15 protein-coding genes are annotated in these 14,013 nt (G+C 46.8%); 4 read left to right on the forward strand and 11 right to left on the reverse strand.

Annotated features, from left to right (window positions below; genetic code table 11):
- Positions 1–184: 184 nt before the first annotated feature.
- From glmM to cdaA, 3 genes are read right to left on the reverse strand one after another with little or no spacing between them, the layout of a single operon-like run.
- A complete protein-coding gene (gene glmM, locus AB3Y94_RS04610) occupies positions 185–1,540 on the reverse strand; it encodes a phosphoglucosamine mutase (RefSeq protein ID WP_367295225.1) in 1,356 nt (451 codons plus the stop codon).
- A gap of 29 nt (positions 1,541–1,569) precedes the next feature.
- Positions 1,570–2,538, reverse strand: coding sequence for a YbbR-like domain-containing protein (locus AB3Y94_RS04615; protein ID WP_367295226.1), 969 nt, complete (start codon positions 2,536–2,538; stop codon positions 1,570–1,572).
- The gene (gene cdaA, locus AB3Y94_RS04620) at positions 2,538–3,386 is read right to left on the reverse strand and encodes a diadenylate cyclase CdaA (protein ID WP_125684801.1); all 849 of its coding nucleotides are present in this window, start codon (positions 3,384–3,386) and stop codon (positions 2,538–2,540) included. Before cdaA ends, AB3Y94_RS04615 begins: the two co-directional genes overlap by 1 nt.
- Before the next feature lie 245 nt (positions 3,387–3,631).
- On the opposite strand from cdaA, the gene AB3Y94_RS04625 reads away from it, so the two are divergent.
- Positions 3,632–4,285 (forward strand): DUF1361 domain-containing protein, encoded by a 654-nt coding sequence (locus tag AB3Y94_RS04625; RefSeq protein WP_367295227.1) that lies wholly within the window; start codon positions 3,632–3,634, stop codon positions 4,283–4,285.
- Positions 4,286–4,353: 68 nt separating this feature from the next.
- Here AB3Y94_RS04625 and AB3Y94_RS04630 read toward each other — a convergent pair whose 3' ends face one another.
- Genes AB3Y94_RS04630 through AB3Y94_RS04640 form a run of 3 tightly spaced genes read right to left on the reverse strand, consistent with a single transcriptional unit; the run spans position 4,354 to position 7,592 of the window.
- On the reverse strand, positions 4,354–6,483 hold the full coding sequence (locus AB3Y94_RS04630; protein WP_367295228.1) for a cation:proton antiporter: 2,130 nt from the start codon (positions 6,481–6,483) through the stop codon (positions 4,354–4,356).
- Between the two features lie 18 nt (positions 6,484–6,501).
- Positions 6,502–7,413, reverse strand: coding sequence for a UDP-N-acetylmuramate dehydrogenase (gene murB / locus AB3Y94_RS04635; RefSeq protein WP_367295229.1), 912 nt, complete (start codon positions 7,411–7,413; stop codon positions 6,502–6,504).
- A complete protein-coding gene (locus AB3Y94_RS04640) occupies positions 7,413–7,592 on the reverse strand; it encodes a hypothetical protein (protein WP_367295230.1) in 180 nt (59 codons plus the stop codon). Before AB3Y94_RS04640 ends, murB begins: the two co-directional genes overlap by 1 nt.
- Between AB3Y94_RS04640 and AB3Y94_RS04645 the strand changes: the two genes are divergently transcribed.
- Together AB3Y94_RS04645 and AB3Y94_RS04650 are read left to right on the forward strand one after the other, a co-directional pair.
- Positions 7,591–8,361 (forward strand): exodeoxyribonuclease III, encoded by a 771-nt coding sequence (locus AB3Y94_RS04645; protein WP_367295231.1) that lies wholly within the window; start codon positions 7,591–7,593, stop codon positions 8,359–8,361. The two genes, AB3Y94_RS04640 and AB3Y94_RS04645, sit on opposite strands and share 2 nt — an antisense overlap.
- A 22-nt stretch (positions 8,362–8,383) precedes the next feature.
- The gene (locus tag AB3Y94_RS04650; protein WP_367295232.1) at positions 8,384–8,920 is read left to right on the forward strand and encodes a 3'-5' exonuclease; all 537 of its coding nucleotides are present in this window, start codon (positions 8,384–8,386) and stop codon (positions 8,918–8,920) included.
- 200 nt (positions 8,921–9,120) lie between these two features.
- On the opposite strand, the gene AB3Y94_RS04655 is transcribed toward AB3Y94_RS04650, so the two are convergent.
- The 5 genes from AB3Y94_RS04655 to AB3Y94_RS04675 all read right to left on the reverse strand — a co-directional run bounded on the left by AB3Y94_RS04655 (position 9,121) and on the right by AB3Y94_RS04675 (position 13,236).
- Positions 9,121–10,134, reverse strand: coding sequence for an aldo/keto reductase (locus tag AB3Y94_RS04655; protein WP_367295233.1), 1,014 nt, complete (start codon positions 10,132–10,134; stop codon positions 9,121–9,123).
- A 180-nt stretch (positions 10,135–10,314) separates the two neighbouring features.
- Positions 10,315–10,836 carry a GNAT family N-acetyltransferase gene (locus AB3Y94_RS04660; protein ID WP_367295234.1) on the reverse strand — a complete coding sequence of 174 codons (522 nt, stop codon included), beginning with the start codon at positions 10,834–10,836 and terminating at the stop codon, positions 10,315–10,317.
- Positions 10,833–11,306: a tRNA (adenosine(37)-N6)-threonylcarbamoyltransferase complex ATPase subunit type 1 TsaE gene (tsaE, locus tag AB3Y94_RS04665; RefSeq protein ID WP_125684787.1), complete on the reverse strand. Its 474-nt coding sequence runs from the start codon at positions 11,304–11,306 to the stop codon at positions 10,833–10,835. Before tsaE ends, AB3Y94_RS04660 begins: the two co-directional genes overlap by 4 nt.
- A 187-nt stretch (positions 11,307–11,493) precedes the next feature.
- Complete coding sequence (pta, locus tag AB3Y94_RS04670; RefSeq protein ID WP_125683536.1) at positions 11,494–12,471, reverse strand: phosphate acetyltransferase; 978 nt, start codon at positions 12,469–12,471, stop codon at positions 11,494–11,496.
- Positions 12,472–12,516: 45 nt separating this feature from the next.
- Entirely contained in the window at positions 12,517–13,236 is a 720-nt protein-coding gene (locus tag AB3Y94_RS04675) for a uracil-DNA glycosylase (RefSeq protein ID WP_367295235.1), read from the reverse strand.
- Positions 13,237–13,359: 123 nt separating this feature from the next.
- On the opposite strand from AB3Y94_RS04675, the gene AB3Y94_RS04680 reads away from it, so the two are divergent.
- Positions 13,360–13,929, forward strand: a complete 570-nt coding sequence (locus tag AB3Y94_RS04680) for an LURP-one-related/scramblase family protein (RefSeq protein ID WP_367295236.1) — start codon at positions 13,360–13,362, stop codon at positions 13,927–13,929.
- The last annotated feature ends 84 nt before the right edge of the window (positions 13,930–14,013 follow it).

Raw genomic sequence — 14,013 nt, forward strand, 5'->3', positions numbered from 1 at the left:
ATTTAAGAAATGTATCCCTTTTCTAATTAATTGGTATAGACTGAAACACTTTGAAAAACATTCCTGAATGACTATACTTTACAGCCTTCTTAGGGGGTTGTCAATTAGAAAGTTCAAAAATGGTCTATCATTGTATTTTCAAAAAAAGGATGCCCACTCTCACAAGTAGTCACCCTCTAATTGCTTATTCCACGCCAACCTCAGCACGAACAACTGCGACGATTCGATCAACGTAAGCCGAAACCGTCTCTTTGGTTGGTGCTTCCGCCATGACCCGTAAAAGGGGTTCTGTTCCAGAAGGACGCACTAACACACGACCGTCACCGTTCATTTCCTTTTCAACCGTCGCAATCATTGCCTTGACCTTAGGATTTTCTTGCGCAGCCTGCTTATCAGCAACCTTCACGTTAACCAATTTCTGTGGGTAAGTCGTGACGTCAGCAGCCAGTTCAGAAAGCTTCTTCCCGGTTGCCTTTAAAATGTGCAGTAATTGCAGACTCGTTAGTAAGCCATCTCCGGTAGTGTTGAAGTCCAAGAAGACAATATGTCCGGACTGTTCGCCACCCAAGTTGTAGCCAGACTTCAACATTTCTTCAACCACATATCGGTCCCCAACTTTGGTCTTCACTGACTTCAAGTCGTGAGCTTCCATGGCTTTATACATCCCTAGGTTACTCATCACAGTGGTCACAATGGTATCTTTCTTCAGACGCCCATGTTCAGCCATGTACTTACCGCAAATGTACATAATCTTGTCACCATCTACGATATTCCCGTTTTCATCGACCGCAATACACCGATCACCGTCACCATCAAAGGCCAACCCAATCGCTGCGCCTTTTTCAACCACGAACTTCTGTAGTTGTTCAGGATGCGTAGAACCCACTTGGTCGTTAATGTTCAACCCATTAGGCGTCGTCGCAATGGTATCGAAGTCCAAATCAAAGTCCGCATACAGTCGCGAAACTAAGCCGCTCGTTGACCCATTAGCGGCATCAACCGCGATGTGCAAGCCATCCAAGTCATCCGCAATCGTTTGTTCCAGGAACTGAATGTACTTTTGACTACCTTCGGAATAATCTTCAACCGTCCCGAGACCATCGGTCGTTGGCCGTGGTAATTCGTCGTTTTCTCCGTCTAATAGGGCTTCAATTTCTTCTTCCATTTCATCAGACAGCTTATAACCGTCGTTCCCGAAATACTTGATGCCGTTATATTCAGCAGGATTGTGGGAAGCCGTGATCATGACCCCAGCGGCAGCTCCCTGCGTCCGCACTAAGTAAGCAACGGCAGGCGTCGTGATAACCCCCAACCGCAGAACTTCAATCCCTACGGATAAGAGACCAGCCACCAAGGCGTTTTCCAACAATTGTCCAGAAATTCGGGTATCCCGGGCTACTAAGACTTGTGGATGAGCATTTTCACTATCCGCATGTTGGGTCAGTACGTAACCGCCAAACCGACCAACCTTGAACGCTAACTCGGGAGTCAGCTCTTGGTTAGCGACCCCCCGGACACCATCAGTTCCAAAATACTTCATGTTAAATTTCCTCATTTCTCCAACTAGTGTTATTTTGTCGTTGCTTTAACCGTGACCTTGATCGTCGTAGGATCAAATGCCGTCACGTTATTATCGCTCGTATCCAGCGTAACCGTCTTGGTCGACTGGTCCTTGACGTCACTAACATCTACATCAACGTCAACGTTAGACAATTTCTTTAATTGCGACGAGCTCCCATACGCAGTAACTTTTGACACGTTACTGGTTAGTTTATACGTCGTTCCGGACGACCCGTTCTTAGCATTTAAATTGATTCCAACTTTCTTTCCTTGACCATCAGACGTAATCGGCAAATTAACTGTCGTCGTCGATGGTGTGAGAATTACGTTGACCGTCTTGCCACTGCTGTCGAGAGCTTCAATAACAGCCTGACTATTGAGGGTCTTCTTGGAATTCTGAGGTACCGTCAGTTGGGCAATAACTTCCTTGATTCGGGAAATTTCGTTTGCTGCACCGGTTGCCTTGACCGTCGTCGTATCGGAAGTGGCCTTCCCGGCTGAATACCCCGCGGCAATATTTTGACTATTGTACTTCACCTTAACTGGAAACGAAACGGTTCGTCGTGGCTCGATATCCACGGTGATCTTCGCCGGAGCGATAGTTGATTGAATCTCATGATTCAACCCTTCTTGATGCAAAGTAACCTTATGTTTACCGGTTCCTAAATCACTTAAGGCCGCATAAACTTTAAAGTTTTGCGTATTCGCTGTTGTGGTTACTAGAGCTAATGGACCCTTTAAAGTCACCTTGACCTTCGACGGATACCCGGTCACAAAATACTTATTACTGTTCACGTTAAGTTGTAAAGGGACCGACACGGTCATCGTTTTAGTGGCCGTCAGAGACGTATTATTATCCGAGTTAGTTGATTGGTTGTTACTGGACGACTTCGTACTGTTCACGTAGAAGAATAGTAGAATAGCGAGGATCAACGCCAGAATGCGATACAACCACGTTGTGTAACGCTCATTTTTCATTAGCGCCGCCCCCCTCTGAACCGTTGATCGAACCAGTCAAACAGTTTCACAAAGAAGTTCCCATCATCAGTTGCCTCTTCGTTTACCAGTTCGTTACGCAGGAACTTTAGATAATCAGATTGAGTCAGGCCACGAAGTAACTCGTTATTTTTCGTAATGGAGACTTCACCTGTTTCTTCAGAGATGACGATGGTCAACGCATCCGTCACTTCTGAGATACCTACGGCTGCCCGGTGACGCGTTCCCAATTCCTTAGGAATCAGATTGCTTTCGGACAGTGGTAAGTAGGCCGCTGCCACGGCAATCCGGTTATCACGAATGATAACCGCACCATCGTGGAGTGGCGTGTTCGGAATAAAGATATTGATCAATAACTCACCAGTCAACTCGGCATCCAAGTCGATTCCCGTTTCGATATAGTCTTCCAGACCCGTATCTCGCTGAATCGTCATCAAGGCACCGATCCGACGCTTGGACATGTACTGAATGGCCTTATCCAACCCTTCAATCATGTGATTAGCGGCTTCATTTTCGTGACGAACCCGTACAAATAGCGAGCCTCGTCCAAGGTGCTCCAACCCCCGTCTAATTTCAGGTTGAAAGACGATAATAATCGCAATAACACCCCAATTAATAACTTGATCAACCAACCACGACACGGTATTTAGGCCTAGGTAGGCGCTGACGAATCGTACGATCAGAATCAAGATGACCCCACGGAACAACTGAATGGCTTTCGTTCCCCGTAACATCACGATCAATTCATAAATGACGAACCACACTACCAGAATGTCGAGGAGGTTGACTAAATTTCCTATAGTAAGGAGATTTCCCCAATCCAGGTTCATGACTTTCCCTCCAAATTGAATTCAGATTTTATTATAGCACGGCACCGCACACATTTCGCCCTGAAAGGGAACAATGACCGTCTGGACGTCGAAATTTATCGGAAAACTTACGGATTCTTTAAACTCAAATATTCCGGTTATTTTAATGAAAATAATCTGTTAACATAGAAGTCATATTGTGCCAATTCCCGGCCTTCTCGCTGTAGAATAGGGGTACAGACTTACGAAAGGATCGGTGACGGCTTATGAATCGGCGTGCTCGGTGGGAAATTCGCGTCTTCTTTATGGCGTGGCTTATTTTCTTGTTTTTCCGTGCTAAGGACCCCTTCTCATTCCTGGTACTCAACACCTTCTTGGGAGCCATCCCCATTGAACTAAGCTTTCATATTGGTCGTCAACACCCTAAGAGCGGTTGGCTTTTTTGGCCCTTGGTACTCCTGTGGCTGCTCTTCTATCCTAACGCCCCTTATCTCTTAACGGACCTATTCCATTTATCCTTGCTCCAGCCATACGCCCTGAGTGGCCTGCTAAGAGTCACACCACATCTCTGGATATACTTTACCTATATGATTGTCAGTGCCATTAGCTGTACATTTTTGGGCTTCTGGAGCCTTAACCACGTCAGTGATGCGATTACACAACGATTAGCCAAAGGCAACCGGTGGGCGCGACTACTCATCGTCTGTGTGCTGACCTTTCTAACGGCGGTGGGGCTCTATATCGGCCGCTTCCTGCGGATTCACACGGTCTACCTCTTTTTAAATCCGGAACAATTTATTCGACCATTACTCGACATGTGGAATCCTAACATGTGGATCTTTGTTATCCTGATGACCTTCATTCAGTTGTTCTGTTACTGGATTCTCTACTTGATCATGAGCGCTCAACACGAAGACTAATTCATTATACATAAAGAGACCTGGAAGCAATTTCCAGGTCTCTTTTGATCATTCTAATCTTTTTAAGCCTACTCATCGTTATTCAACGACATAACTAACACATTTTCTGAGTAGTTCACGTACTGCCGAAGGTGTGAAGCCATGTTCCAGGTAATGTTCCCGGCCTCAAGCAACGTTTGAATACCAGAACGCTCTGCTCCCAACGCCCTGACCCGCATCGTGTTGATCTGATGTTGGTACTCTTCCTCATGAGTCGGGGCAGATTCAGCTTTAGCGCGCTCAATCCGGTTACGGTACTGTACCAACAAATGGTACACAGCTTGATTATCAAACTGGGTTTCATCGACGTCGGAACTTGCCAGATACTGTGACAGAGACTTGATAGCGGCCTTGGCCGTCTCACGCTCAATCAAATTATTCTCAGCATGTAGCCGGTCCGTATCTTCGGAATGCAACCAATAGGCAGCGTTACGAATCATGTGCTTAAAGAAAACCCGCCAGTAACGCAGAACACTTGGCATAGTGTGCCCAGCCACCTGTGTTAACCGATTTTCTAGGTTTTCAATTCGGCGTAGTGCCCCCACGTAACTCGTTTGGGTAATTTTTTCGCCCTTTCGCAATTCTTTAAGGGAGGCTCGTTCACCGGCCAAAGTGACTTCTCGAAGTTTGATTTCATCCTCCAAAACCTTCTGCATAGCGGTGTCCGCGCGATAATTCATTTCTAATCGACGAATGACAAATTGATAATCTAAAATTAGGTCATACGCCGCTCGCTGGTTGTTGGGGCGACGCAATTCTTCAATTTTTGAAATTGCCAGCCGCATGATATACGCCCGAGCTTCATCCTCACTAATCTTTCGGACGGGATCAGCTGGGATTTCTTCACCATCGGCATCCAAGTCAATGTCGTTGGCCCCTTCATCACTGGCGCTAGCCCGCGTTTGTAACGGTTGGCCTGACGTTGAGATCAGCGGTAACGTAATCGTCGCGGCCACCAGACTGATGATAATCACGCCGGACGCCACAAACAGCATCAACGAACGCGTTGGAAAACCAGCACCAGAAGCAATGGTCATTGGAACTGACAAGACACCGGCCATGGTCACAGCTCCCCGCACGCCAGACAATCCTGAAAGAATTGACATCCGCAAACCTGGCCGATTTTGGGGTGCCTTATGCGTTATTCGTTCATAAAGCACATATCCGTACGTCCAAACCGTTCGGATCACTACGATGATAACCCAGGTCACAAACGCAAAGAACAAGGCTTCCCAGGTATTAAACTGGCCACCCTTGATAACTTGCGACGTTGCCACGGGTAGCTCGATTCCCAAAATCACAAACACGATTCCGTTTAGCGAGTAGATAATGATATCCCAAACCTTTTCAGTAACCAGTTTTAATTCTGGCGAATCCTCCACGATTCGGTTTTCCCGGGCGTGATACAGCACCCCAGCAGTCACCACTGCGATAACTCCAGAGGCGTGCGTAATTTCTTCCGTCACCAAGTATACGACAAAGGGCGTCGCAATCTGCAAAACAGTGTTAAAAATCACGTCATCGATTCCTTGCCGACGCAAGATATCCATCAATAATTGAATAGCTGTCATAAAAATTAAACCGGATAGGAACCCGACGATACTGATGTAAAAGAAATCACCCACGGCTGTCCCCATTGAGAAAGCGCCAGTCACCGTAGCAGCAATTGCGTATTTAAACGCAATCAGGCCACTTGCGTCATTAATTAAACTTTCACCACTCACCAAATGCATCAAACTGTCTGGGAGCTTAGCTTGTTTTGAAATGGACTGCACGGCCACTGGGTCGGTTGGTGATAAAATCGCGGCCAACGCGAAAGCCACCGTCAGTGGCATCTTAGGAATCAATTCATAAATCAAGAACCCACCCAAAATCGTGGTCAGAAAGACCAACCAGATGGCGTTTGCAAAAATTGGTCCCCGCAGCCGCCAAAGTTCCCGTCGGGGAAAACGCCGGCCATCGTTATACAGTAACGGGGCAATAAATAGTAGCAAAAACCAGTCAGTTTCAAGTGGTACTTCAAATTTCCAAATTAAAGCCACCAAAAGCCCTAGGGCAATTTGAATCAAACTAACTGGAATAAACGTGAGGTAGTGACTGATAATATTAGAAAACAGGACTAACACAATCAACAGGATCACTGCTTCAACAATTGGCACATAAGGTCCCCCCTCTTTTTATTTTGTATGTGGTTCATCACCAATGATGCGGACTTCAGTTTCCAAGTGCACATCGTCTTCTTTTAAAATGACCGCCTGAATGTGATGAATTAAGTCCAAGTAGTCCGTTGCCGTAGCATGATCAATGTTCACAATAAAGCCGGCATGCTTCATGGAAACCTGCGCGCCACCCATCTGATAGCCTTGTAGACCGGCTGCTTGAATCAGTTGGCCAGTGTAATGACCCTCTGGCCGCTTGAAAACACTCCCACAAGAAGGTAGTTCCAGTGGCTGTTTTGCAGCCCGACGAGCATTTAAATCATCCATTTTAGCCTGAATTTCCGCCTTATCGCCGACTTGGAGAGCAAACGTCGCCGTCAACACGATATCGTTATAATCCTGAATCGAACTGTGCCGGTATCCAAAGTCAAGCTCAGTCTGGGTCAAGGTCCGAATCTCTCCCGCAGGAGTCAAAACCTCAGCAGCAACTGCGACTTCTTTGATTTCACCGCCGTAAGCTCCAGCATTCATAAAAATGGCCCCACCGACGCTACCAGGAATTCCAGCAGCAAACTCTAACCCGGTCAGTCCATGCGCCTGTGCCACCTGCGTGGTCTTGATCAGAGCGGCTCCAGCCTCTGCCGTCACCGTCTGACCATCCGTTGTAATAGCGTTCATCTTCGTTAAAATCATGACCAGGCCACGAATACCGCCGTCTCGAACAATCAAGTTGCTAGCGTTACCCACTACCGTAATGGGAAGGCCAATTTGGTTCGCATAAGCCAGCAATGATTTTGTTTCCTGAATATTCGTTGGAAATGCTAAATAGTCAGCAGGTCCACCGGTCTTCGTATGCGTATAGTGAGCCAGAGGCTCGTTACGTAAAATTTCAATCGTTGGAAATGCCGTCGCTATGTCTTCCATCATCATTATTTTCCCTTCGTTCCGCAAATGTTTGGCCCTGTTTTGCCGTTCATCGGCCAAACAAGATTGACAGTCAATAAATCTATTTTACCATGAAAACAAGCATCATCGGGAGCGAACGCATCAATCAAAGCAAAATCTAACATTTCTGGTATACTAAACACAGTTAGTGGAGGTGCAGTCATGAAATTTATTTCTTGGAATGTAAACGGCCTGCGGGCAATTGTAAAAAAAGGGTTTGTGGACACCTTTCAGGACCTAGATGCCGATTTCTTTGGTGTCCAGGAAACGAAGCTTCAAGCTGGTCAGATTGACTTAGACCTACCTGGATACTATCAATACTGGAATTATGCTGAACGTAAAGGTTACTCAGGAACGGCCCTATTTACGAAACACAAACCGTTGAATGTCATCTATGGTATCGATGCCCCTGACTTTGACCACGAGGGCCGGACCATTACCCTAGAATATCCAGATTTCTACGTACTGACCTGTTACACTCCTAACTCAGGTAGCGGACTCAAACGGTTGGACTTCCGCATGGGCTGGGAGAAGGCCTTCCTGAAATTTGTGAACCAACTAAACGCTAAGAAACCCATCATTTTCTGTGGCGACCTCAACGTTGCGCACACCGAAATTGATTTAAAGAATCCCAAAACGAATCATAAGAATGCTGGCTTTACCGATGATGAACGTGAAAAGTTCACCGACTTACTGGGAGCCGGTTACACAGATACCTTCCGTTACTTCAATCCCGATGCAACTGAACGTTACTCATGGTGGAGCTATCGGTTCCACGCTCGTGACAACAATGCTGGCTGGCGCATCGACTACTTCATTACTAGCAACCGGTTACAGCCACAATTAACTAGTGTGCAGATTTTAGACCAAGTCATGGGTTCTGACCACTGCCCAGTTGAACTCAACGTCGACGGTCTCACTGTCGAAGCATAAAACTGAAAGGAAGGATTCATTCGTGAACTTCGTTGCCATGGATTTTGAAACGGCCAACGGCCAACGTTACAGTGCCTGCTCATTAGCACTGACCATTGTACGTAATAGCCAGGTCGTTGACGAATTTTACTCATTGATCAAACCCGATACCGATTTTTTCTGGCGAAACGTTCAAATCCACGGGATCCACGAAAAAGACGTCGCCAATGCTCCCACTTTCCCTGAAGTTTGGGACCACGTGGCCCCCTTCTTTCAACGTGATCGTCTTGTCATTGCGCATAACGCCCCCTTTGACAACGGCGTCCTGCGGAGTAGTCTGGAACATTACAACTTACCGACGGCCCGTTACCTAACGCTAGACACGGTCAAGACTAGTCGGAAGTTCTTCCCAGAATTTCCCAATCACAAATTGAATACGGTCTGTGACGAACTAAACATCGACCTGCACCATCACCACAATGCGTTGGATGACAGTTTGGCCTGTGCCAATATTTTATTGTACGAAGCCAACCACTTTGGAACCCAACCGTTGAAGCCATTTGTAACGATCAACGCGTAAAATTAAACGTGAATTTCAATTCTTAAATATACTAAAAGCAGGACTGTAAAACCAAATCGATTTTGCAGTCCTGCTTTTAGTATATTTTGCCTTTCACAACTCAGTCTGCCGAAACGTGCGTCAGGAAGCAGTGAACACTTACCTCTGAGCGCAAATGTTCATTAGCTAGATATCTTGCCTGACCACGCCATTATTTCCGTTTAGGCTTTCCAGGTAATTGGGGCTTGCTGTGCCAAAATCTGATCGATTCGTTCTAGCTCGGCAGCAGTAAATGTTAAATGATCTAACGCCTGAACATTGGCGACAACCTGTTCAGGCCGACTAGCACCAATCAAGACGCTCGCAATGGCTGGTTGCCGTAAATTCCAGGCCAGTGCCATTTGCGCCAAGCTTTGATGGCGACTCGCTGCAACTTCATTCAACCGTTTGACAGTCGTAAGTGTCTGTTCGACTTGGGCTGGCTCCAAGAAAGGAATCGTCCCCTTGTTAGCTCGCGAGTTGGCTGGAATACCATGTAAGTATTTGTCCGTTAATAGTCCCTGACACAACGAACTGAAACTAACTGCGGCCTTATTTTCAGCTGTTAAAATCGGTAAGACATCGTCTTCAACCTGACGATTCAACATGTTATAGCGGGGTTGATGAATAATAAACGGTGTCTTGAGGTCCCGGAAAATATCGACCATGACCTTCGTCTGTGCACCATTATAATTGGAAATACCAACGTAGAGGGTCTTCCCGTCGCGCACCAACTGGTCCAGCGTTAAAGCCGTCTCCTCAGGGTCAGTAGCAGGATCTGGCCGATGACTGTAGAAAATATCAAAATAATCTAGACCGGTCCGCTTCAAGCTCTGATTAGCACTCGCAATGATACTTTTGCGGGACCCCCAATTACCGTAAGGTCCAGGCCACATCACGTAGCCTGCCTTGCTGGCAATCACCATTTCATCCCGATATGGTTTCATATCGCTGGCCATGATCCGACCAAAATTTTCCTCGGCGCTCCCAGGAACTGGTCCATAATTATTAGCTAAATCAAAGTACGTAATCCCCAAATCAAACGCTTGATGAACAATTGCGCGCTGCGTGTCAAAGGGGTCAACACTCCCAAAATTATTCCATAGTCCCAGCCCAATTGCTGATAGTTTGAGACCACTAATTCCTAATCGATTATAAACCATATTATCGTAACGTTGTTCATTCGCCTGATACATCCAAACACCCTCCTCAAGTTCCATACACTTTAAGGATACCGCTTTCATCCCCATTTGGGGAGTGACTTATCAGTGGTTTCAGTCTAATCCTCCAACTAAATTAAATGAGCAACAACTGTCTAGGATCTTGGTCCTGGACACCGGTTGCCCTTTTTACCTGGCTTAAATGTGCATTAGAGATCAGTCGGGATCCACCGGCAACCGATAGACCATTTCAATGGCTGAAACTTGTTCACCATCGGCCGTGGTCACGGTCTCAATTGGCATCTCTGTGCGGGTAAAGCCTAATTTTTCGTAGAGTTTTACAGCAGCAACGTTTCGTGTCTGAACGGTCAGACCAATGGCCACCAACGAACTAGCCGCTTCAGCCCAGTAGAGGGCTTCGTCAACCAGCGCTGTACCAATTCCCTGGTGCCAGTACGACTTTTCCACAGCAATTCCTAATTCACCGACGTTTCCCTGTGGCGTGGGAACGATTGAACAAACGCCTAGAAGTTCATCCCCCAAGCTGGCAACAAGAACCAGGTGCCGTGAGCTCTGTTGGATTTGATCCAATTGATCTGCTTCTTGTGCGGCACTAATCGTTTCATCGGCGTTGGCTAAACAAAACGTATCGCTCTCCGTTTGTAAACGTGCCAACAACGCTAGCAAGTTCGCAGCATCTGCTGGCTCTGGTAGGCGGATTGCAACTTCTTCACTCATTTTTGGGTGGCCTCCAGTTGCTGAACAAGTTGGGTAAACCGGTCGCCGACAGGTTCAAACCGCAAAGTCCGCTGGCTTTCACCTGCATCGTCGTCACGTTTGAACACGATTCGCAGATAATTTTCAGGCAGCTCATCCTCAATAAACTTGGACCATTCAACCACGTTCACGCCATCTCCGTTAAAGTATTCATCGAGGCCCAACTCGTCCCCGCTACCATCTTCCAGACGATAAACGTCCATATGATACAGGGGTAACCGGCCGCCCTGGTACTCACGAATGATGGTAAAGGTGGGACTTTTCACGTTGCGCTTGATGCCTAATCCAGCCGCCAATCCCTTGGTGAACGTCGTCTTCCCAGCACCTAAGTCACCGTCCAACAAAATCACATCTTGTGCAGCTAATCCAGGTGCCAACTGCTGCCCCAAAGCCATCGTTTCTTCCGGACTAGTAACCGTTATTTCAAACATTCTTGGTAACCCCTTTTTAAACAGATTATTATTTTTAGATTAACATTATCAACGCGGAAGTGAAAGCCATGTCCCCCCATTGCTGACAGCCACTTCTAGCACTCCCACTCTAGTAATCCTAACAAATAGTACCCGAACCGCTAACGAATAGCAATTCGGGTACTAGATCAATTCAAGATAAATTCAATTAGTTTAAAGACTGGGCCGCCGTGATAATGGCAACCTTGTAAACATCTTCTTCATTGCAACCACGAGACAAGTCAGAAACTGGTTTGTTCAAGCCTTGCAAGATTGGTCCAATCGCTTCGAATCCACCGAAGCGTTGTGCAATCTTGTAACCAATGTTCCCGGATTGTAGTTCTGGGAAGACAAAGACGTTGGCATGACCAGCAACTTTAGAGTCTGGCGCCTTTTGAGCGGCAACACTTGGGACAAAGGAAGCATCAAATTGTAATTCCCCATCAACGGCCAAATCTGGTGCCGTTTCATGAGCAATCTTGGTAGCTTCTTGAACCTTAGTGACCATTTCACCCTTAGCAGAACCCTTCGTGGAGAAGCTAAGCAAAGCAACCTTAGGGTCAATATCGAAGACTTTAGCCGTATGAGCACTTTCAACGGCAACTTCAGCCATCCCAGCAGCATCTAATTCAATGTTGATGGCACAATCAGCGAAGACGTAACGTTCATCACCTTTTTGCATGATGAAGGCCCCACTGATTCGCTTGACGCCTTCCTTAGTCTTGATAATTTGTAAGGCAGGACGAACAGTATCACCAGTTGGATGAATGGCACCGGAGACCATCCCATCAGCTTGGTCCATGTAAACCATCATGGTCCCAATATAGTTAGGGTCTTCCAGCATCTTTTCAGCCTGTTCAACAGTGTTCTTACCATGACGCCGTTCAACTAAAGCATCCAGCATCGCTTGGTGCTTGTCAGCTGGCATCGTAGCAGGGTCCAAAATCTCTAATGGACTTAGGTCGATGGCGTTATCAGTGGCTGTCTTTTCGATTTCGCTTTGCTTGCCCAAGACGATGGCCTTGATCAGCCCGTCGGCGGCTAAACGGCTAGCGGCGCCTAATACTCGTACATCTTCCCCTTCAGGAAATACAATGGTTTTGTTTTGTCCGTTGATCTTTTGTTTAAGACTATCAAAAAGTTCCATAAATGGTGACCTCCATAAAATATCCCACGAATCAATTCTCTTATGCTATGCCTGGTTGGATGCCGTGTTTGGCCCCTCGTCGACGTTGGCATGCTCTGGGAGCTGCCAATCGATGGGACTTTCACCTAATGATGTCAACGCGATGTTGGTTTTGGAAAAAGGCTTGGAACCAAAGAATCCTCGGTTAGCGGATAACGGACTCGGGTGCGCTGACTGAAGAACGATGTTAGTCTGCGTATCGATCAACTTGATCTTTGAGCGCGCTGCATTACCCCACAGGATAAAAACAACGGGTTCCGGCCTTGCCGATAGCTTAGCAATCGCCGCATCGGTCAGTCGTTCCCAGCCATGCCCCTTATGTGAAAAGGCTTTGCCGTAACGAACCGTTAACACAGAGTTGAGAAGCAACACGCCTTGCTTGGCCCACTTTTCAAGGTAACCATGCGAGACCGGTTGAATTCCCAAATCACTCTCTAATTCCTTGTAAATATTCACTAACGACGGTGGAATTTTTGTGCCGGGTAACACCGAAAAACTACACCCGTGAGCCTGTCCCGGATTATGGTACGGGTCCTGTCCCAGAATGACGACCTTTACCTGGCTAAATGGCGTCCATTCGAACGCGGTAAAGATGTGATACATGTCTGGATAAATTTGATAATGCTGATACTCCTCGACTAAGAACTCACGTAATTGTTGATAGTAAGCTTGTTCAAACTCGGGTTCAAGTACCGGCCACCAATCATTATGAATAAACGGTTTCATTCCCAACACCTCGCCTTTTATTCTATCATAAAGCGACCGCAAATGATATTATCCACCGACATCAGGTCAAACATGATAGAATGTAGGTGACGTAAATCTAAATAAGCTGCAAAGGAGGTCCCCATGCGTAAACTTTATCTAAATGAAGCCGCCCTTTCCGCCAAAGCGACGACCGTGATTCACGACGAGCAGAACCAATCTTGCTACTTATTAGTCGGAAAATGGGGGCTCCGAGCTGACGTTCTTTCCGTTTACACCATTGCGGGAGAATTGGAAGCCGAAGTTAAACAGGACTCATTAGGTCTCTTACCGAAGTTTCGGTTAGTCTATCACCGCCAGGTCGTGGGCCGCGTCAGTAAAACTTTCGGTGTGATTCGTGAGGTGCTCTTTGTTCGTGGCTTGAACTGGGTCATCATGGGGAGTTTAGCCAGCGGACGGTTCCGGATTTATCATGGCCGCGACCAGGTCGCTACGATTGCAGTTATCGATCACTCTGGTGGCGGCACCGTTGAACTAACCGTTGATCAACCAGATCATGAAGCATTAATCGTTTGCCTAGCTGCTATCCTTAACCGCTGGGCTCGCCATCAGCAAAAGTTACCCGAGTTACTGCACAACCACGCTTGGGTCCCGCATCCAGCACAATCTGGGAGTGTGGCTCCGACCATTGACCATCGCAAAGATTCTGACTGAAATTTTTAACCATTAATTTATCAACCGTTGAATCGACCCTACTTGCACTGAAAAAGCTACGACGCAATCGTCTTTGCGTCGTAG

Source organism: Levilactobacillus yonginensis (genome assembly GCF_964065165.1).
GTDB lineage: Bacteria > Bacillota > Bacilli > Lactobacillales > Lactobacillaceae > Levilactobacillus > Levilactobacillus yonginensis_A.

Excerpts from the sequence above, each read along its gene's own strand:
- AB3Y94_RS04660 (WP_367295234.1), bottom strand. The coding sequence starts at position 10,836 with ATGAGTGAAGAAGTTGCAATCCGCCTACCAGAGCCAGCAGATGCTGCG.
- AB3Y94_RS04640 (WP_367295230.1), bottom strand. The coding sequence starts at position 7,592 with ATGACTGCACCTCCACTAACTGTGTTTAGTATACCAGAAATGTTAGAT.
- AB3Y94_RS04655 (WP_367295233.1), bottom strand. The coding sequence starts at position 10,134 with ATGTATCAGGCGAATGAACAACGTTACGATAATATGGTTTATAATCGA.
- glmM (WP_367295225.1), bottom strand. The coding sequence starts at position 1,540 with ATGAAGTATTTTGGAACTGATGGTGTCCGGGGGGTCGCTAACCAAGAG.
- cdaA (WP_125684801.1), bottom strand. The coding sequence starts at position 3,386 with ATGAACCTGGATTGGGGAAATCTCCTTACTATAGGAAATTTAGTCAAC.
- AB3Y94_RS04615 (WP_367295226.1), bottom strand. The coding sequence starts at position 2,538 with ATGAAAAATGAGCGTTACACAACGTGGTTGTATCGCATTCTGGCGTTG.
- tsaE (WP_125684787.1), bottom strand. The coding sequence starts at position 11,306 with ATGTTTGAAATAACGGTTACTAGTCCGGAAGAAACGATGGCTTTGGGG.
- murB (WP_367295229.1), bottom strand. The coding sequence starts at position 7,413 with ATGATGATGGAAGACATAGCGACGGCATTTCCAACGATTGAAATTTTA.
- AB3Y94_RS04625 (WP_367295227.1), top strand. The coding sequence starts at position 3,632 with ATGAATCGGCGTGCTCGGTGGGAAATTCGCGTCTTCTTTATGGCGTGG.
- AB3Y94_RS04645 (WP_367295231.1), top strand. The coding sequence starts at position 7,591 with ATGAAATTTATTTCTTGGAATGTAAACGGCCTGCGGGCAATTGTAAAA.
- AB3Y94_RS04675 (WP_367295235.1), bottom strand. The coding sequence starts at position 13,236 with ATGAAACCGTTTATTCATAATGATTGGTGGCCGGTACTTGAACCCGAG.
- AB3Y94_RS04680 (WP_367295236.1), top strand. The coding sequence starts at position 13,360 with ATGCGTAAACTTTATCTAAATGAAGCCGCCCTTTCCGCCAAAGCGACG.
- pta (WP_125683536.1), bottom strand. The coding sequence starts at position 12,471 with ATGGAACTTTTTGATAGTCTTAAACAAAAGATCAACGGACAAAACAAA.